Raw genomic sequence first — 17,124 nt, 5'->3', positions numbered from 1 at the left:
CGCGAGTAGGCTGGCGCCATGACCGCGGAACAGCGCGTACACCTGTCGAAGTCGGCTCCGGCCGTCTACAGCTCGCTCGCGGGCCTGGCGAAGCAGGTCGGGGCGATCGCGGCCGAGGCCGGGATCGACGATCGTCTGAAGGAGATCGTGCAGATCCATGCGTCGCAGCTGAACGGGTGCGCCTACTGCGTGCGCGTGCACGTGGAGAAGGGGATCAAGGCCGGGCTCGACGCCGACGCCGTCACGCAGATCGCCACCTGGCGTGATTCGGGCGTCTTCTCCGATCGGGAGCGCGCCGGGCTGGAGCTCGCGGAGGCCTTCACCTTCATCCACGAGGACGGGATCCCCGATGACGTCTACGACCGGGTCGGGGGCGTCCTGACGGAGGCCGAGTACGTCGCACTCAGCTGGATCCTCATCTCGATCAACGCCTTCAACCGCCTCACCATCGCCGGGCGCTACCCGGTTCCGCCGCGCGAGACTGCCGCGGCGACCCCGCGATGACCGGCGCGGATCCGCCCGTTCCCGGCAGCGTCAATCTCCGCGACACCGGGGGGCTCCCGGCCGGTCGTGGGCGGACGCGCTCGGGCGTGCTTTTCCGGTCGGGGAACCTCGCCCAGCTCCACGACGACGGTGTGGCGGCGCTCGGTCGCCTGGGCATCCGGACCATCGTCGATCTGCGGGCCGAGGACGAGGTGGCCCACGCTCCGAGTCGGGTGGAGTCACTGGCGGTCACCACGGCGCACGTGCCGCTGTTCCTCGGATCGGTCACCTCGTTCTTCACCGAGGACATGAGCCTGTCCGACATGTACCGCTCGCTCGCCGAGGAGTCGGGCGGGCAGATCGTGGCGGCGATCCGCGCCATCCTCGACGGCCCGCCCGCACTGGTCCACTGCACGGTGGGGAAGGACCGGACGGGGGTCACCGTCGCGATCGCGCTCGCTGCGGTCGGAGTGGACCGCGAGGCGGTCATCTCGGACTACGCCCGGACCGAGGAGCTCCTGCCCGAGTGGCGAAACCGTGACATCGTGGCGCGGCTGAAGGAGCGGCATCCCGAAGCCGTCCACCTGGAGGAGCTCGCCACCCGATCCCCGGCGCCGGTGATGCGCGCCTTCCTGGACGACCTCGACGAGCGATACGGGTCCGCGGCGGGCTTCCTCGTCGCGCACGGGCTCGGCGAGGACGAGGTGCGGCGCCTGCGCGAGGTTCTCGTGGACGAGCCGGCCGGCGCGTCCGAGAAAGACCTCGCATCGAGCGAATCAGGTTAGGCAACCCTTCCTCGGCGGTATAGTGAGAGGGCCATGTCGAAGATCGCCCCGTCGCCCACCGAGCACAACACCGCCGCCTGCCGGTCGTCGCGCCACACCCGGGTGCAGCACGTGATCGCCGCCGACGAGACCTCGCTCGCCGAGCTCGAGGCGCTCCTGTCGACCCTGCCGCTGTGCTCGACCGGTCGTGTGTTCATCGAGATCCCCGACGACACCGCCTGCACCGACATCGCGGTGCCGCCGCGGATGGTGCTCACGTGGCTCGACCGCTCGCGCCGCAGCGGCGCTCCCGGCACGGGCCGCGGCTGCGCCTCGGGTGAGGCACTGTCCCGCGCGGTGATCGCCTGGGCCGACGAGATGCTCTGCGACGACGGTGACGCCACGCGCATCCACCTGCTCGGCGGGTACCTCGGAACCGCCGACATCGTCGAGCACCTGACCGGCGTCCGCGGGATCGCGCCCGCCCACATCCACACGCCGCCCCGCTACGGCCTCAGCTCTCCGCGCTGAGGCGCTCCGGCTTTCGGGGAAGGTAGCGACCGTCCTCCAGGCCCGCTTCGATCTCGAAACGGTTCTGGAGCGCATCGCGGCCGGCCAGCAGGTAGAGCACCGGCATCAGCAGTCCGTACCGTCGCCACTGGCGCCGGTGCACCGCCTCATGACGGAGGAGCCGATCGTCGATCGTGCCCGCACCGGTGAGGAAGCAGTCGCCCACGCAGACGCCCCCGCGGGCGAAGGTCCAGCGCGGCATCCCGCGGAAGACGACCAGGCCGCCCCGGCGCTCGACCCGGCCGGTGCTCCACAGGGCGCCCCACACGCGGCCGAGGGCGCACCCGTAGAGGTATCCGAGGTAGCTGACGGGGGAGTCCAGCAGGAACGCGGGGATGAGCCGGTCGGGATCGGCGCCCTCGCCGCTCACGCCAGCGCCCCGACGATGCGCAGGATGGCGCCGAGGTCGTCGACGGCGACCTCGGGTTCGGCGGGGGAGAACTCGGTGAGGGTCGCGCCCGCAAGTGGGAGTTTGGCGCGGACGGCGCGGATCGTGCCGACGACCTGCTCCACCGTTGCGCCGAAGGGCACGGGATGACTCACCCCGCTGATGAGTCCGGGGTCGAGCACGTCGAGGTCGACGTGGAGGTAGACCCGGCTCGCGCCGGTCGCCACGACCGCGTCGGCGATCCGGTCGGGGTCGGCGAGGGCGTCAGCGCCGAGGAGGGTGATCCCGGATGCCGGGGCGAAGGCCTCCTCTTCGGGATCGAACTCGCGGGTTCCGGCCAGGAGGACCCGCGCGGCGGGGAGGGGCGGATCCAGGGCGAGCCCCGCCGGAGCGTCGCCGAGGAGGGCTCGCACGACCATTCCGTGGAAGGCGCCGCTCGGCGAGGTCGCCGGTGTCTGCAGATCGGCGTGGGCGTCGAGCCAGAGGACGGCGATGTCCGAGGTGTCGAGCGCCCGGAGAGAGGGGAGCGCCACCCCGCAGTCGCCGCCGACCACCACCGCCGGCCCGTCGCCATCGGTGACCGCGCGCGAGACGAGTTCGGCGATCCGGGTGAGCGAGCTGAATCGGCGCACCCCTGAGCCGAGGTCCTCGCCGGCTTCGGTGGGGACCTCGAGGATCGTGGTCGCGGTGCGGGGGAGGTCGCCGGCGATCGCGAGCGCCCCGTCGATCAGACGCATGGCCCGTGACGACGACGAGCCCTGCCACTGCGGGACGACGATGAACCGTGCCACGTCTGCTCCTTCCGTTGAGAACGGCGACGGGGGTGGGCGACGACGCGCCCACCCCCGTCCGTGCGATCAGACCGTGTCGGGGCTGGCCGGGAGCGCCTGGGGCGTCGGGCCGCCGGTCTTCAGCGCAGCCAGGCGCGCTTCGACCTCGGTCAGCTCGCCGACATCCTCGAGGGCGTTGAACTGGGCGTCCAGGCTCGACGCGGCCAGCTCCTGCTTGCCCTGGGCCAGGGCCTCCTGGCGCCGGACCTTATCCTCGAACCGGCCGAGCTCGCTCGTGGGGTCGAGCACGTCGATGGACCGGACGGCGTCGTGCACCTTGGTCTGCGCCTCGGCGACCTTCGCACGCGACAGCAGCTCGGAGCGCTTGGACTTCAGCTGCTCGAGCTTCTGCTTCATGCCGTTCAGGCCGTCCTTGAGCTTGTCGACGACCTCGGTCTGCGTGGCGATGGTCGGGGCGATCGCCCGCGCCTCGCTCTCCTCGCTGATCTGGCGCTGCAGCGCGATCTTGGCGAGGTTGTCGAACTTGTCGGCATCGACGGTGTTGCCCTGGGTCCGCAGCTCGTCGGCCTTGCGGCTGGCGGCGAGGGCCTTGTTGCCCCATTCGGCCGCGGCCTGCACGTCCTCCTGGTGGTCGCGCTCGAGCAGGCGCAGGTTGCCGATGGTCTCGGCGATCGCCGACTCGGCGTCGGCGATCGAGTTGGTGTAGTCGCGCACCAGCTGATCGAGCATCTTCTGCGGATCCTCGGCCTGGTCGATGAGGGCGTTGATGTTCGCTCGGACGAGCGTGGAGATGCGACCGAAGATGGACTGCTTGGCCATCATGTTTCCTTCCTGTCGGTACGTGAGGTGAGCCGGAGCTCGGGGTTCGGACGTCGTCGTGGGTGGGTGGGGTGCCCGCATATGCGGATCATCAGAAGCGGCCACCTCCGCGGCGCCCGCGGGTGCCTCCACCACCGAAGCTACCGGTGCGGAATCCGCCGCCGCCCGAGCGGCGGCTGCCGAACGAGGCGGACCCTCCGGAGCGCCGCGATGAGCCGCCGCCGCTGCGGAGGGAGTTCACCACGATGCCGCCGAGGATCGCGCCGAGGATGTCGCTGCCGCCACCCCCGCCCGGGCCGCCGCCGAACATGCCGTCGCTGTTGTACCCGCCGCGGTCGAACGCGCCGACGTCGCGCTGAGCCGAGGCGAGGGCCTCGTCGGCGAGCGCCTGAGCGCGCTGCGCCTCGGCCAGCGCCGCGCGCGGGTCGGAGGTCTGCAGCTGCTCGGCGCGGACCGCGGCCGCGCCGGCTTCGGCCAGGCGGGTGCGGGCGTTCGCGCCCACCGCCCCGCGCCTGGTCATGATGTAATCCTCGGCCGCGGCGACTCGGGCGCGGGCGGCGGCGAGGGTGCGTGCCAGGCCCTCGGTCAGCCGCTGCTGCTCGGCCTGAGCATCGCGGATGCCCGCCACGAGGGCATCCAGCTGCTGATCGGCGGCCTGGAGCCGCTGCAGGGTCGCCAGCGGGTCGCGAGGCGTCGCCGCCACTTCGTCGCGGGCGAGCTGGGTGACCTGCCGCGTGGCCGCCACCGCAGCGGCGACCTGACCGTCCGGATCGGGGAGCGCGCCGGACGCGGCCGTCTCGCGCTCGAGCTCGGCGATGAGAGCGGATGCCGCCGCCTCGGCGTCGCTCAGATCGGCAGCCTGCTTCTCGACCGCGTTCTCGAGGGTCTGCGCCTGGTCGACGGCCTCTTCCGCCGCGCGGATGCCGACGGCGGCCTCGCCGCCGTCGCCGGCGTCGAGAGCCGTCTGGGCCTCGGTCAGCTGCTGCTCGGCGAACCCGAGACGCTGTCGCGCCTGATCGACGTTGTCGGCGACGGCGCTGAGCGCGGTGTCGCGATAGGTCGTGCGCAGCTGCGTCATCCGCTCTTCGGTGTCGCGGAGTCGGGTGATCGCGGTCTCGCGCTCCGCCCTTACCCGGGCGAGCGCGTCGGGGGCGGTCCGTTCGAGCTCGCGCAGCGCATCGAAGTCGGCGGCCTTCTCGTCGAGCTCGGCGTTGGCGGCCTGGCAGAGCTGCAGGATGCGCTCGTTCCACTCGCGGCGGTCGGCGTCGGTGTCGGCGATCTCGTCATCGAGGCGCTGCTTGAGCGTGAAGGCCTCGGCGAGCTGCGCCTTGGCGCTCTCGAGGGCGGCCACGAAGTCGACGGTCGCATCGTCACCGAACTGCGCGCGGGCGAAGCCGAGCTCCTGCTCGCTCGTGCGGACGGCGTCGTCGGTGTCGACGAGGGCAGAGGAGGCCTGCCGCTCGAGGTCGGCCAGCGGCACCTGCGCGGCCACGGGCGGGCCGGTCGCGCCGGAAGCGCCGGAGCCTCTGGAGCGGCGGCGACGCACGACGAGCCAGATGACGACGATCGCGCCGATCGCCACGACGACGAGAACGAAGATCCACCCCGCCCCGGCACCGGCGGTCGTGGCGGACTCAAAGCCGTCGACCGTGGTGGACACCGCGCCCACCCAGTCGCCGTCGCGGAGGAAGGGACGGATCTCGCCTTCGATGGCGGTGAGCTCGTCCGCCGAGACGGGACCGGCGCTGTCGGCGGAGATGTAGTACTCCCGCCCGTCGGTCGCGACGGCGAGGACGTACTGATCCACACCCAGCCCGTTCAGCCGGGCGACCTCGTCGGCCCACTGCTGACTGTCGGCGGGATTGGTGAACTCCGAGACGAACACCGTGTAGAGGTCGATGCCGGTCTGGTCGTACAGCTCGGCGAGACGGTCCTGCACGGCGGATTCCTGCGCCTGGTCGAGCACATCGGACTCGTCGACCACGTAGCCGGCCCCCAGCTCGACCGGGTCGGTCGCCGAGGCGGCGGGTCCGACACCCACGAGGATCATCGTCAGCGCCGCCGTGAGCGCCGCCGCCCATCGCGCACGCATGGATCAGCCTCCCACCGTGAGTCTATGCAGGGGCGGAGACACCGCGGTAGGGAAACGTCCAGGCTCGCCCGAGCCGCGGGTCGCTGCGCGGAGCCCCCGCGGCGCGCAGGTAGGGTTCTCGCGGTTCCGGAGGGCGATGCATGGACGATCGATACGGTGGCGATGTGCTGTCGGCGGGATGGCGCGAGCGCGGCCGCCCGGTGGTGGCGCGCGTGGCGGCCGAGCGCGACCTGGTGATCGAGGTCGCCGACGACGGATTCTGCGGCGCCGTGACCGGGGTCACCGGAGGTCTCGTCGAGCTCGAGGACCGTCTGGGCCGCCGGCGGGTGTTCCCCCTCGGCCCCGGATTCCTCATCGACGGCGCGGACGTGATCCTCGACCCGCCGCGCCCCGCGGCGGCGTCGGCGCCGCGGCGCACGGCCTCGGGGTCGTTCGCGGTCGCCGACGCGCGGGCGCGTACGGCCCGCGCGAGTCGCATCCTCGTGGAGGGACGGCACGACGCCGAACTGGTCGAGAAGGTGTGGGGCGACGACCTGCGGGTCGAGGGGGTGGTGGTGGAGTACCTCGAGGGGGTCGATCATCTCGCCGACGTCCTCGACGCCGATCCGCCGGGACCCGGCCGCCGGTACGGCGTGCTCGTCGACCACCTCGTGCCCGGGTCGAAGGAGTCGCGGCTGGCCGCCGCGGTCGAGGCATCCCGGCACGGGCCGTCGGTGCGCATCGTCGGGCACCCCTTCATCGACGTGTGGCAGTGCGTCACGCCGCGGGCGATGGGGATCACCGCGTGGCCCGAGGTGCCGCGGGGCACCGAGTTCAAGGTCGGGGTGTGCCGCGCACTGGGATGGCCTGCCCGCGATCAGGCCGACATCGCCCGGGCCTGGCAGCGGATCCTCGCGCGGGTGACGTCGTTCCGCGACCTGGAGCCCGCCCTCCTCGGACGCGTGGAGGAGCTCATCGATTTCGTGACCGAACCCGGCGCCGCGTGAGCGGTCGGTAGCCTGGGGGCATGCCCGAACCCACCGACGTGCGCGTCTTCCGCGAGCGGCCGGTGTCATTCGTCCGGCGCAGCGGCCGGATGTCCGAGGCGCAGGAGCGCGCGTGGGAGGAGCTGTCGGGGCACTACCTGCTGGAGTTCGAGCGCGGCGAGGCCGCGACGAGCGTGCGTCCGGACGCCGCCATCGACCCCGCGCGGGTCTTCGGCCGGCGAGCGCCCCTCGTGGTGGAGATCGGCTCGGGCCAGGGGCACGCGATCGTCCACGCCGCGGCATCCCGTCCCGACGTCGACTTCCTGGCCGTCGAAGTGTTCCGGGCGGGCCTCGCCCGTACGATGCTCGACGCCGGTCGCGCCGGGGCGCGGAACCTCCGCCTGGCCGAGGCGAACGCCCCCGAGGTGCTGGAGCACCTGCTGCCGGCGGGCTCGGTGGACGAGCTGTGGATCTTCTTCCCCGACCCGTGGCACAAGAAGCGGCACACCAAGCGTCGCCTGATCGACGCGGATTTCGCCCCGACGGTGCGGCGCGCGCTCCGCCCCGGAGGTGTGGTGCGTCTGGCCACCGACTGGGAGGACTACGCGCAGCAGATGCGCGCCGTCTTCGACGATGCGTCGGGCTTCGCCCGCGACTTCGCGGGGGAGTGGGCCGAGCGCCACCCCGGCCGCGTGCTCACGGCGTTCGAGCGCAAGGGCGAGCGTGCGGGACGCGCGATCCGCGACCTCGCCTATCGCACCGACGGCGGACGCTGATGCCGGCGCTCCCCGAGGTCGCGACCCTTCACCGGCCGGCGCTGTCGGCCAAGCTCGCCCCGGCGATCCTGGTGTGCCTCGCGGCCCCTGCGTTCTTCGTGCTGCTGCTGCCCTGGCTCGGGTGGGTGCTGCTGGCGGCCGGACTGGTCGCGGCGTTCCTCGTCGAGCGGTCCGAGGCCCGTCGCGGCGGCCCCGCGGAAGAGCAGTTCGAGGGACGCCGGCCCCCCGGCATCCTCCGCGACCTGTCTCTGATCGCCGCGGGGATGCTCATCGTCAGCGCGATCCCCCTCAAGGCCGAGCTCGACAACCTCGCGATGCTGCGGTTCACCGTGGCGCTCGGGGGAGCGGTGCTGGTGCCCTACCTGGTGTCGCGCTTCGTCTACCGCGACTACGCCATCCGCTTCCCGTGGCGTGGCGGCGGCCGCTGGAGCGGGCTGCAGTGGGGCTGGCTCGTCGGCGTCCTCGTGCTCGGCTGGCTGATCCTGCCGTTCTACTTCATTACCTCGGGGGTCTACCAGAACTGGCCCGTCGTCGACACGCCCGACCTCATCGCGCGCCTGTTCGTCGGCGTCGGGGCGGTGGGCATCTGGGACGAGCTGTTCTTCATCTGCACGTGCTTCGCGCTGCTGCGCCGCCACTTCCCCGACGTGCAGGCCAACGTGCTGCAGGCGATCATCTTCGTGTCGTTCCTGTGGGAGCTGGGCTACCGCGCCTGGGGGCCGGTGCTCACCATCCCGTTCGCGCTCCTGCAGGGCTACATCTTCATGCGCACGCGGTCGCTGGCGTATGTGGTGACGGTGCACCTGCTCTTCGACGCGGTGGTGTTCGCCGTGCTCGTGCACGCCCACAACCCGGGGCTCCTCGACGGACTGTTCTTCGTCCCGAGCCCCTGAGTCGGGCGTAGCGTGGCAGACGTCGGAAGGGGATGACGATGTCCGCCCACGCTGGAACCGGCCGCGCCGCGGCGTCCGTCGACCGCGTCTTCGTCGGGCGCGCAGCGGTGCTCGTCCTCGCCCTCGGGCAGATCGTGTCCAACGTCGCGTTCGAGGTGTTCTCACCGAACGACCTCCAGTCGGGCGTGGAGTTCTCGCCGATCGTCCCGCCGGGGCCGATGTTCGCGATCTGGGGGGTCATCATCGCCGCGAGCATCCTGTGGGCGGTGCTGCAGGTGCGGCCGTCCGTGCGCGACTCTGCGGTGCGCGACCGGCTCGTCGTGCCGCTGAGCCTCGTCTACGCGGGATTCGCGCTGTGGCTTGCGGCCGCGTCGCTCGGTCAGCAGTCGCCGCTCACGCTCGCGGTGTTCGTGCTCATCGTCGGGGCCCACGCCGTCGCGTGGCGGCGGATCAGCCAGGGACGCGCCGAGATCGCCGGCTGGAAGCCCGTGGACCGCATCACGCTGTACGTCTCGCAGGGGATCTACGCCGGGTGGACCTCGATGGCCTTCTTCGTGAACGTCGCCACGGTCGCCCAGGGCACCGGGGCCCCGAACGAGGGCGCGTGGGGCACGACGTGGCAGTTGCTCGTCATCGCCGCCGCGGCCGGCGTCGCTGTCGTGTTCGTGGTGCTGAGCGGCGGAAGCGCGTTCTACGCGCTCGCCGCGTCGTACGCGCTCGTGGGCGCGGGGATCTCGTCGAGCCTCGGCGGCTTCGCCGTCCTCGCGGTGGCGCTGGGCGTGGGCGTGGCGATCGTCGTCGGCTCGACGGTGGTGGTGCGGGCGCTTCGCGCCCGCCGCGGCGTGGGCTGACGCTCGGAGCGGAATGGCGGGGTCTGCGGGCCGACACCAGTGTGGGCCCCGCGGAGCCGGCTTCGGAGGTGGCGCGTATGGCGGGTTTGCGCGCCTGAAGGTCGCCATTCGCGACCCCTCGATCAGCGGCGCCCAGACGAGGTGGCGCAAATGGCGGGGTTGCGCGCCCGAAGGTCGCCATTCGCGACCTCTCGATGGGCGGCGCCGACGGCGAGGTGGCGCGTATTGCGGGTTTGCGCGCCTGAAGGTCGCCATTCGCGACCCCTCGATCAGCGGCGCTCAGACGAGGTGGCGAAAATGGCGGGGTTCCGGGCTCGAAGGTCGCCATTCGCGACCCATCGATCGCGGAGGGCTCACCGCCCCGCGCCGACATCGCGAACGCGCGCCGAGACGCCATTCACGCGGTGAAGAAGGGGTGCCCCCGACAGGAATCGAACCTGCGACCTTTGGTACCGGAAACCAACGCTCTATCCCCTGAGCTACGGAGGCGTGCCGAACGAGATTACCACCCGCGAGCGGGCCTCCCCGACCGGTCAGGGGGCGACGAGGTCCTCCTCCGCGGGCGCATCCGCGATGACATCCGCACCGTCGCCGAGACGGCGCACGGCCTCGGCGACCCGGTCGGCCAGGTAGGCGTGGCCTTCGGTCGAGGGATGATCGCGGCCGATGCCGGTGTCGATCATCGCGTCGTAGTTGGCCTCGGTGATCCACTCCTCGTCGACCGGGGAGATGTACCACCAGCCGCGACCGGCCGCGAGGGCGGCGAGGTCGTCGTCGATCTGCGCGGTCGCCGTCTCCACCGGCAGCACCTGCGGCGCCGGCCCGAGGATCACCACCGTCGCGTCGGGGTAGGTCGCCGCGACCGTGTCCCACACCGCCGTCACCGCTTCGCGGTACCCGGCCGGGTAGAGGCGGCGGTCGTTGATCGAGCCCTGCAGGATCACCACGTCGGGGTCCAGCGCCGGGTCCAGTGCCGCCACGCGCTCGCCGAAGGATCCGCCGTCCAGACCCGGCTTCAGGTACCCGCTGCCGCGCACGCCGTCCACGACCACCTCCGCGCTCAGGCGATCGGCCAGAAGGTAGGCGTATCCCAGGGACGGGTCGCTGGCGGCGGAGCCGAACGTCCACGAGTCGCCGAAGACGAGGACCCGGGGGTTGTCCGGAAAGACGAGCGGAGCAGGCTGGATGACCGCGTCCTCGGGTGCGGCGACGGCGACGGGCGCCGCGGGAGGCGGCGTCAGCCAGTCCCGGATGACCGCCACGGCGGCCACCGCGCCGATGGCCACAGCCAGCGCGAGGACGGCCGCGATCAGGCGGCCACGCCACGACGGCCGAGGGGCGAGGGCACGGGTCACACGGGAAGGGTAAATCACTCTCGGCCCTGCACCGAATCCGACGCTCTCGGAGCGTGCGAGGATACTCCGGTGCCGCGTGTCGTGACCGCTGAGATGGACCTGGAGATCTGGTCTCCCGTCGACCTGATCCTCCAGGTCGCGGCGACCCGTCACACCCCCCTCGCCGAGGAGTCTCTGACGCTGCGTCAAGGTGATCGCGAGTACACGCCGACCGAGATCGTCGACCAGAACGGCAGCCGTCTGCACCGCATCACGGGCGAGGCGGGGGTGCTCGAGGTCCGCTACCGTGCGATCGTCACCGGCCCCGCCGCGGCGACCGAACCCCGCGACCTCGAGACGATCACCTACCTCCGGCCGAGCCGGTACTGCCAGTCCGACGAGGTGTTCGCCCAGGCGCGCCGTCAGTTCCGGGGACTCGAGGGCGCCGAGCTGCTGACGGCTGTCGAGGACTTCGTCGCGTCCAGCACGACCTACGCCCCCGGCCTCAGCCAGGGCACCGACAGCGCGGTCACCACACTCATGACCGGGCAGGGCGTCTGCCGGGACTACGCGCACGTGGTCATCGCGCTGCTGCGGGCCATGGATGTGCCCGCGCGCTACACCGCCTGCTATGCCCCCGGTCTCGAGCCGATGGACTTCCACGCCGTCGCCGAGGCCTACCTCGACGGCGCCTGGTACGTCATCGACGCCACGCGCCTGGCAGACCGTCGCTCCCTCGTGCGCATCGCGACGGGGCGGGATGCCGCCGACTGCGCCTTCCTCAGCTACCACGGGGGTGCGGTGGGGCTCCAGCACCTCCGGGTCGACGCCGAATGGACGGCGGGGGAGGACGTCGATCCGGATCTCCCGGGCGGCGCCGACGACCACCGCGCCCTCGTGCGGATCGGCTGACCCGCGGCATCCGGCGGGCATACCCGCCACATCTAGACTGGTCGGGCTATGAATCCCGACACGCTCTCCGCCGCCCTGCTCGACGTCATCGCCCCGCTCGCCGAGGCCCGACGTCCGGGGGCGAGCGAAGGGCTGACGGCGGCCGACCTGGTGCTGGAGCGGCCGAAGAACCGCGACCACGGCGACTGGGCCTCCAACGCCGCGCTCAAGCTGTCGAAGGCGGTCGGGGTCAACCCGCGCGAGTTCGCCGGTGAGATCGCCGAGCGCCTGCGCGCCGTCGACGGCGTCGCCGAGGTGGAGGTGGCAGGGCCCGGTTTCATCAACATCCGACTGGATGCCGCTGCCGCCGGCGCCCTGGCCAAGCAGATCGTCGACGCGGGGGAGGCCTACGGCACCGGCGACGCGCTGGCCGCCGAGGTGATCAATCTCGAGTTCGTCTCTGCCAACCCGACCGGCCCGATCCATCTGGGCGGCACCCGGTGGGCGGCGGTCGGCGACGCGCTGGCGCGTCTGCTGTCGTCGCAGGGGGCCCAGGTGACGCGGGAGTACTACTTCAACGACCACGGCGCGCAGATCGACCGATTCGCCCGCAGCCTGGTCGCCGCGCACGAAGGGCGGCCGACTCCCGAGGACGGCTACGGCGGAGCGTACATCGGCGACATCGCCCGTCGCGTCGCTCTCGCCTACGAAGGTGACATCGATGCCCTCGACGCCGAGGCGAAGCAAGAGGCGTTCCGCGAACTCGGCGTCTCGTTCATGTTCGATGAGATCAAGGCCAGCCTCCACGAGTTCGGTGTCGACTTCGACGTCTACTTCCACGAGAACGACCTCCACGACTCGGGCGCCGTCGAGCGCGCCGTCGCCCGGCTTCGCGAGCTCGGCCACATCTACGAGGCCGACGGTGCGACGTGGCTGGAGACCACCCGGTTCGGGGACGACAAAGACCGTGTCGTGATCAAGTCCGATGGGCAGCCGGCGTACATCTCCGGCGATCTCGCCTACTACCTCGACAAGCGCGAGCGCGGCTTCACCCAGTGCATCATCATGCTCGGCGCCGACCACCACGGTTACGTGCGGCGGATGATGGCGATGTGCGCCGCATTCGGTGATACGCCCGGCGTGAACCTGCAGATCCTCATCGGCCAGCTGGTCAATCTCGTGAAAGACGGTCAGCCCGTCCGCATGTCCAAGCGGGCCGGCACGGTCGTGACCATGGAGGATCTCGTCGAGATCGTGGGCACGGACGCGGCGCGGTACGCCCTCACGCGGAGCTCGGCCGACTCCAATCTCGACGTCGACCTCGACGTCCTGCAGAAGCGCACAAACGACAACCCCGTCTTCTACGTGCAGTACGCCCACGCCCGCACGCACAACGTCGCACGGAACGCCGCGGACTCGGGCGTCGACCGATCTCAGTTCGCTCCCGAACTCCTGACCCACGAGACCGAATCGGCGCTGCTGGGTGCCCTGCAGGAGTTCCCCCGGGTCGTCGCGTTCGCCGCCGAGGTGCGCGAGCCGCACCGGGTCGCCCGCTACCTCGAAGAGCTCGCGGGGCTCTACCACCGCTGGTACGACAACTGCCGCGTCATCCCGCTGGGCGACCAGCCCGTCGAGGCGGTGCACCGCACCCGGCTGTGGCTCAACGACGCAACCGGCCAGGTGCTCCGGAACGGCCTGACTCTGCTGGGCGTCTCGGCGCCCGAGCGGATGTAGCACCGTGACCACGGGCGACACCCAGCCGACCCGGCCGCTCCCCGAGTGGGCGATCGCCACCGCGCCGCCCGCGCGCCGCCGGCGACGGGTGTGGCCGTGGCTGCTGGCGGTCCTCGTCGTCGCAGGTCTCGCGGTGGTCGCGTGGTTCGTGGGCGAGGCCGTCGCGCGAGACCTCGTCATCCGCACCGTCCGCGAGCAGGTGATCACCACCCTCGCCCTTCCGGCCGATCAGCGGATCGACGTCGAGGTCGACGGGGCCGTCCTGCCTCAACTCATCCGCGGCAGCCTCGACGACCTGACGATCTCGTCCGACGACGTCACGATCGGCCAGCTGACCGGCGACGTCTCCGTGAACGTGCAGGGCGTGCCGATCCGGGGGGATGCCGACCTCGCAGCGGGGTCCGGATCGGTCACCCTCGACGCCGCGCAGCTGCAGTCCCTCCTCGGCAGCCTCGAGGGCTTCCCCGAGGGCGCCGAGGTGGCGCTCGATGCGCCGGACGTGCACCTGTCGACGTCCTTCCCGGTGTTCGGCGTCGAGGTGCCGGTGACGGTCGCCGTCGTCCCGTCCGCGGTGGAGGGCGACCTCGCCCTCACCCCCTCGGCGGTGTCGGTCGCGGGGGCGGAGCTCACCGCCGACGGCGTGCGCGACCAGTTCGGCGGGCTCGCCGACGGAGTGCTCCAGACGTGGACGGTGTGCATCGCCGGCGACGTCCCCGCTGGGATCACCCTGACCGACCTCGTCGTCGACGGCGACCGGCTGACCGGATCGTTCGAGGTCGACCCGGCCATCGTGCGCGACGTCGCCCTGCAGGAGAACGGCACGTGCGCGTGAGCCGTCGCCGCAGGGGCGGCGAGTCGGACGACCGGTGAGCGGTGGGGCTCTGCCCTAGACTGCAAGGACTGCCCGGCACGTGAGTCTTCCGGTCGAGGCAGCCCGTCACGCCGGCGATCCCGGTCGACGTCGCGCCGAAGCATCCACCGATTGGTCTCCCACCCGTGTCCGCCGCCCCATCGCCCGGCTCGCCTCCGTCCCGCGACGTGCCCGCCGACCCGAACGCCCTCGCCGCCGCCGTGTGGCCCGAGCGCGCACATCGCGACGGCGCCGGGGAACTGATGCTGGGCGGGGTCAGGGCCGGCGACCTCGCCGCCCGATTCGGCACGCCGCTGTACGTGATGGACGAGACCGAGGTGCGCGAGCATGCTCAGCGGGTCCGTGACGCCTTCGAGCGCGCCGCCGCCGCGCACGGCACGACGGTGCGGGTGTACTACGCGGGCAAGGCGTTCCTGTCCACCGAGATCGTGCGGTGGGTGACGTCCGAGGGACTGGGCGTCGACGTCGCCAGCGGCGGGGAACTCGCCATCGCGATCGCGGGGGGAGCGGATGCTGCGGCCGTGGGTTTCCACGGCAACAACAAGAGCGTCGCCGAGCTCGAGCGAGCGATCGACCTGGGTGTCGGCTCCATCGTCGTCGACAGCCCCGTCGAGATCGAGCGACTGGCCGCCCTTACATCGCGCGCCGACGCGCCGCGCACCGACCCTCAGACCGTCTTCGTCCGCGTCAACAGCGGCGTGCACGCCGAGACCCATTCGTTCCTCGCCACCGCCCACGAGGACCAGAAATTCGGCTTCGCCCTGCACGACGCTCCGGCCGCGGTCGCGCGGATCCGCGAGATCCCCGGCCTTCGATTCGGCGGACTGCACTCGCACATCGGGTCGCAGATCTTCGGCGTCGCCGGCTTCCGAGAGGCCGCCTCGCGGCTGATCGACCTCCACGCGTCCCTCCTCGACGGCGGTGACGCGCCGGCGCTCAACCTCGGCGGCGGATTCGGGATCGCCTACACCGAGGCCGACGAACCGACGGACATCGCCGACCTCGCCGCCGCCATCGTGGGTGCCGTCGCCGAGGAGTGCGCCGCCCGTGGCATCCCCGTTCCCCGCCTGGCGTTCGAGCCCGGGCGCTCGATCGTGGGCCAAGCGGGGGTCACCCTGTACGAAGTGGGCACCGTCAAACCCGTGCACCTCGAATCGGGTGTCGACCGGCTCTACGTCAGCGTCGACGGCGGGATGAGCGACAACGCCCGCACCGCGCTCTACGGCGCGCAGTATTCCGCGCGCATCGCCTCGCGCACGAGCAGCGCAGACCCGGCGCTCAGCCGGGTGGTGGGCAAGCACTGCGAGGCCGGCGACATCGTGGTCGACCTCGAGTACCTGCCGGGCGATGTGGCCCCGGGCGACCTGCTCGCCGTCCCGGCGACCGGCGCTTACTGCTACTCGCTGGCCAGCAACTACAACGCCGTACCCCGGCCCCCGGTCGTCGCCGTGCGCGACGGCGAGGCCCGGCTCATCGTCCGCGGCGAGAGCGTGGACGACCTCCTCGCCCGAGACGTCGGCGCCGCCTGGCGGCCGTCCGACGCGTCAACGAAGGGACCCCATGCCTGATTACCGTCGCCTGCGCGTCGCGCTCCTGGGAGCCGGCGCCGTCGGCTCGCAGGTCGCCGCGCTGCTGCGCCTGCACAGCGCCGAGCTCGCCGATCGTGCCGGCGCGAGCCTCGAGCTCGCCGGCATCGCGGTGCGCAAGCTCGACGCCCCGCGCGAGACCGACCTGCCCAAGGAGCTGTTCACCACCGACGCCGAGAGCCTCATCGTCGGCGCCGACATCGTGATCGAGCTCATGGGCGGTATCGAGCCGGCGCGCACCTACCTGCTCCAGGCGATCAACTCCGGCGCCGACGTCGTCACCGCCAACAAGGCGCTGCTCGCCACCCACGGCCCTGAGATCTTCGACGCCGCCGATCAGGTCGGCGCGCAGGTGTACTACGAGGCCGCGGCGGCGGGTGCGATCCCGATCATCCGTCCGCTGCGCGATTCGCTCGCCGGCGACCGCGTGCAGCGCATCATGGGCATCGTCAACGGAACGACCAACTACATCCTCGACCGCATGGACACCGAGGGCGCGGAGTTCGCCGATGTGCTCGCCGACGCCCAGCGCCTCGGGTACGCGGAGGCCGATCCGACGGCGGACGTCGAGGGCTACGACGCGGCGCAGAAGGCGGCGATCCTGGCGAGCCTGGCCTTCCACACCTCGGTGCCGCTGGAATCGGTGCATCGCGAGGGCATCACCGGCATCGACAAGGCGATGATGGATGCCGCGCGGCACGCCGGGCTCGTGATCAAGCTGCTCGCCGTCTGCGAGCGCCTGCGCGATGCCGACGACTCCGAGTCGATCTCGGTGCGGGTCTACCCCGCTCTCATCGATCGCACGCACCCCCTGGCGAGCGTCCACGGGGCCAACAACGCCGTGTTCGTGCAGGCCGAGGCCGCGGGGAACCTCATGTTCTACGGCGCCGGTGCCGGTGGTGTGCAGACCGCCTCGGCCGTCCTCGGCGATGTCGTCTCGGCCGCCCGGCGTCACATCGCCGGCGGTGTCGGGGTGGGGGAGTCCACCCGCGCGAACCTCGCCATCGTGCCCATCGGCCGGGTCACCACGCGCTACCAGATCACCCTCGAGGTCGACGACGAGCCGGGGGTGCTCGCCACGGTGGCGGGCATCCTGTCCGAGGGCCGGGTCTCGATCGCGACCGTCGAGCAGACCGTGGCCGGCGAGCCGGTCCCCGGCGGCGGCACGGCGCCGCAGACCCCTGAGAACACCGCGCGCCTGGTCATCGGCACGCACAAAGCCAAGGAGCAGGACCTCAGCGAGACCGTGGCACGATTGGCCGGCAGCGGCGTCGTCGAACGGGTCGTCTCGGTGCTGCGAGTGGAAGGAGAGTGAC

17 protein-coding genes and 1 tRNA gene are annotated in these 17,124 nt (G+C 71.9%); 12 read left to right on the top strand and 6 right to left on the bottom strand.

The genetic code is table 11. The features are described 5' to 3' along the window. The first annotated feature begins 18 nt into the window (after positions 1-18). From T9R20_RS11940 to T9R20_RS11930, 3 genes are read left to right on the top strand one after another with little or no spacing between them, the layout of a single operon-like run. Complete coding sequence (locus T9R20_RS11940) at positions 19-504, top strand: carboxymuconolactone decarboxylase family protein (protein ID WP_322409531.1); 486 nt, start codon at positions 19-21, stop codon at positions 502-504. Continuing rightward, positions 501-1,268 carry a tyrosine-protein phosphatase gene (locus tag T9R20_RS11935; protein ID WP_322409530.1) on the top strand — a complete coding sequence of 256 codons (768 nt, stop codon included), beginning with the start codon at positions 501-503 and terminating at the stop codon, positions 1,266-1,268. Before T9R20_RS11940 ends, T9R20_RS11935 begins: the two co-directional genes overlap by 4 nt. 33 nt (positions 1,269-1,301) lie before the next feature. Beyond that, positions 1,302-1,778, top strand: a complete 477-nt coding sequence (locus T9R20_RS11930) for an SIP domain-containing protein (protein ID WP_322409528.1) — start codon at positions 1,302-1,304, stop codon at positions 1,776-1,778. On the opposite strand, the gene T9R20_RS11925 is transcribed toward T9R20_RS11930, so the two are convergent. The 4 genes from T9R20_RS11925 to T9R20_RS11910 form a co-directional block, all read right to left on the bottom strand. Then, a complete protein-coding gene (locus T9R20_RS11925; RefSeq protein ID WP_322409526.1) occupies positions 1,762-2,187 on the bottom strand; it encodes a Fe-S oxidoreductase in 426 nt (141 codons plus the stop codon). The two genes, T9R20_RS11930 and T9R20_RS11925, sit on opposite strands and share 17 nt — an antisense overlap. Beyond that, complete coding sequence (locus T9R20_RS11920) at positions 2,184-2,996, bottom strand: arginase family protein (RefSeq protein WP_322409524.1); 813 nt, start codon at positions 2,994-2,996, stop codon at positions 2,184-2,186. The genes T9R20_RS11925 and T9R20_RS11920 overlap by 4 nt, the downstream gene beginning before the upstream one ends. Positions 2,997-3,062: 66 nt before the next feature. Beyond that, the gene (locus T9R20_RS11915) at positions 3,063-3,815 is read right to left on the bottom strand and encodes a PspA/IM30 family protein (RefSeq protein ID WP_322409523.1); all 753 of its coding nucleotides are present in this window, start codon (positions 3,813-3,815) and stop codon (positions 3,063-3,065) included. Positions 3,816-3,906: 91 nt separating this feature from the next. Continuing rightward, positions 3,907-5,907: a TPM domain-containing protein gene (locus T9R20_RS11910; RefSeq protein WP_322409522.1), complete on the bottom strand. Its 2,001-nt coding sequence runs from the start codon at positions 5,905-5,907 to the stop codon at positions 3,907-3,909. Between the two features lie 140 nt (positions 5,908-6,047). On the opposite strand from T9R20_RS11910, the gene T9R20_RS11905 reads away from it, so the two are divergent. The 4 genes from T9R20_RS11905 to T9R20_RS11890 are packed head-to-tail and all read left to right on the top strand — an operon-like array spanning position 6,048 to position 9,392. Further along, positions 6,048-6,893, top strand: a complete 846-nt coding sequence (locus T9R20_RS11905) for a DUF3097 family protein (protein ID WP_322409521.1) — start codon at positions 6,048-6,050, stop codon at positions 6,891-6,893. Between the two features lie 20 nt (positions 6,894-6,913). Continuing rightward, complete coding sequence (gene trmB / locus T9R20_RS11900) at positions 6,914-7,648, top strand: tRNA (guanosine(46)-N7)-methyltransferase TrmB (protein ID WP_322409520.1); 735 nt, start codon at positions 6,914-6,916, stop codon at positions 7,646-7,648. Next, positions 7,648-8,541, top strand: coding sequence for a CPBP family intramembrane glutamic endopeptidase (locus T9R20_RS11895; RefSeq protein ID WP_322409519.1), 894 nt, complete (start codon positions 7,648-7,650; stop codon positions 8,539-8,541). The genes trmB and T9R20_RS11895 overlap by 1 nt, the downstream gene beginning before the upstream one ends. Before the next feature lie 38 nt (positions 8,542-8,579). Then, positions 8,580-9,392: a hypothetical protein gene (locus T9R20_RS11890; protein WP_322409517.1), complete on the top strand. Its 813-nt coding sequence runs from the start codon at positions 8,580-8,582 to the stop codon at positions 9,390-9,392. A gap of 416 nt (positions 9,393-9,808) precedes the next feature. Here T9R20_RS11890 and T9R20_RS11885 read toward each other — a convergent pair. Together T9R20_RS11885 and T9R20_RS11880 are read right to left on the bottom strand one after the other, a co-directional pair. Further along, positions 9,809-9,881 (bottom strand) — tRNA-Arg (locus T9R20_RS11885). A 44-nt stretch (positions 9,882-9,925) separates the two neighbouring features. Further along, positions 9,926-10,747, bottom strand: coding sequence for an SGNH/GDSL hydrolase family protein (locus tag T9R20_RS11880; RefSeq protein WP_322409516.1), 822 nt, complete (start codon positions 10,745-10,747; stop codon positions 9,926-9,928). A 69-nt stretch (positions 10,748-10,816) separates the two neighbouring features. On the opposite strand from T9R20_RS11880, the gene T9R20_RS11875 reads away from it, so the two are divergent. From T9R20_RS11875 to T9R20_RS11855, 5 genes are all read left to right on the top strand, one after another. After that, a complete protein-coding gene (locus T9R20_RS11875; protein ID WP_322409515.1) occupies positions 10,817-11,638 on the top strand; it encodes a transglutaminase family protein in 822 nt (273 codons plus the stop codon). A gap of 48 nt (positions 11,639-11,686) precedes the next feature. Beyond that, the gene (gene argS, locus T9R20_RS11870; protein ID WP_322409514.1) at positions 11,687-13,351 is read left to right on the top strand and encodes an arginine--tRNA ligase; all 1,665 of its coding nucleotides are present in this window, start codon (positions 11,687-11,689) and stop codon (positions 13,349-13,351) included. 4 nt (positions 13,352-13,355) lie between these two features. Then, positions 13,356-14,183: an LmeA family phospholipid-binding protein gene (locus T9R20_RS11865; RefSeq protein ID WP_322409512.1), complete on the top strand. Its 828-nt coding sequence runs from the start codon at positions 13,356-13,358 to the stop codon at positions 14,181-14,183. 164 nt (positions 14,184-14,347) lie between these two features. Further along, positions 14,348-15,790 carry a diaminopimelate decarboxylase gene (gene lysA, locus T9R20_RS11860; RefSeq protein WP_322409511.1) on the top strand — a complete coding sequence of 481 codons (1,443 nt, stop codon included), beginning with the start codon at positions 14,348-14,350 and terminating at the stop codon, positions 15,788-15,790. After that, on the top strand, positions 15,783-17,123 hold the full coding sequence (locus tag T9R20_RS11855; protein WP_322409510.1) for a homoserine dehydrogenase: 1,341 nt from the start codon (positions 15,783-15,785) through the stop codon (positions 17,121-17,123). Before lysA ends, T9R20_RS11855 begins: the two co-directional genes overlap by 8 nt. Position 17,124: the final 1 nt, after the last annotated feature.

This window comes from Microbacterium invictum (genome assembly GCF_034421375.1).
GTDB lineage: Bacteria > Actinomycetota > Actinomycetes > Actinomycetales > Microbacteriaceae > Microbacterium > Microbacterium invictum_A.
The sequence above is the reverse complement of the archived record's forward strand: the minus strand, read 5'-3'. Positions and strand labels throughout refer to the sequence as shown.

Excerpts from the sequence above, each read along its gene's own strand:
- T9R20_RS11940 (WP_322409531.1), top strand. The coding sequence starts at position 19 with ATGACCGCGGAACAGCGCGTACACCTGTCGAAGTCGGCTCCGGCCGTC.
- T9R20_RS11935 (WP_322409530.1), top strand. The coding sequence starts at position 501 with ATGACCGGCGCGGATCCGCCCGTTCCCGGCAGCGTCAATCTCCGCGAC.
- T9R20_RS11930 (WP_322409528.1), top strand. The coding sequence starts at position 1,302 with ATGTCGAAGATCGCCCCGTCGCCCACCGAGCACAACACCGCCGCCTGC.
- T9R20_RS11915 (WP_322409523.1), bottom strand. The coding sequence starts at position 3,815 with ATGGCCAAGCAGTCCATCTTCGGTCGCATCTCCACGCTCGTCCGAGCG.
- T9R20_RS11910 (WP_322409522.1), bottom strand. The coding sequence starts at position 5,907 with ATGCGTGCGCGATGGGCGGCGGCGCTCACGGCGGCGCTGACGATGATC.
- T9R20_RS11905 (WP_322409521.1), top strand. The coding sequence starts at position 6,048 with ATGGACGATCGATACGGTGGCGATGTGCTGTCGGCGGGATGGCGCGAG.
- trmB (WP_322409520.1), top strand. The coding sequence starts at position 6,914 with ATGCCCGAACCCACCGACGTGCGCGTCTTCCGCGAGCGGCCGGTGTCA.
- T9R20_RS11895 (WP_322409519.1), top strand. The coding sequence starts at position 7,648 with ATGCCGGCGCTCCCCGAGGTCGCGACCCTTCACCGGCCGGCGCTGTCG.
- T9R20_RS11890 (WP_322409517.1), top strand. The coding sequence starts at position 8,580 with ATGTCCGCCCACGCTGGAACCGGCCGCGCCGCGGCGTCCGTCGACCGC.
- argS (WP_322409514.1), top strand. The coding sequence starts at position 11,687 with ATGAATCCCGACACGCTCTCCGCCGCCCTGCTCGACGTCATCGCCCCG.
- T9R20_RS11855 (WP_322409510.1), top strand. The coding sequence starts at position 15,783 with ATGCCTGATTACCGTCGCCTGCGCGTCGCGCTCCTGGGAGCCGGCGCC.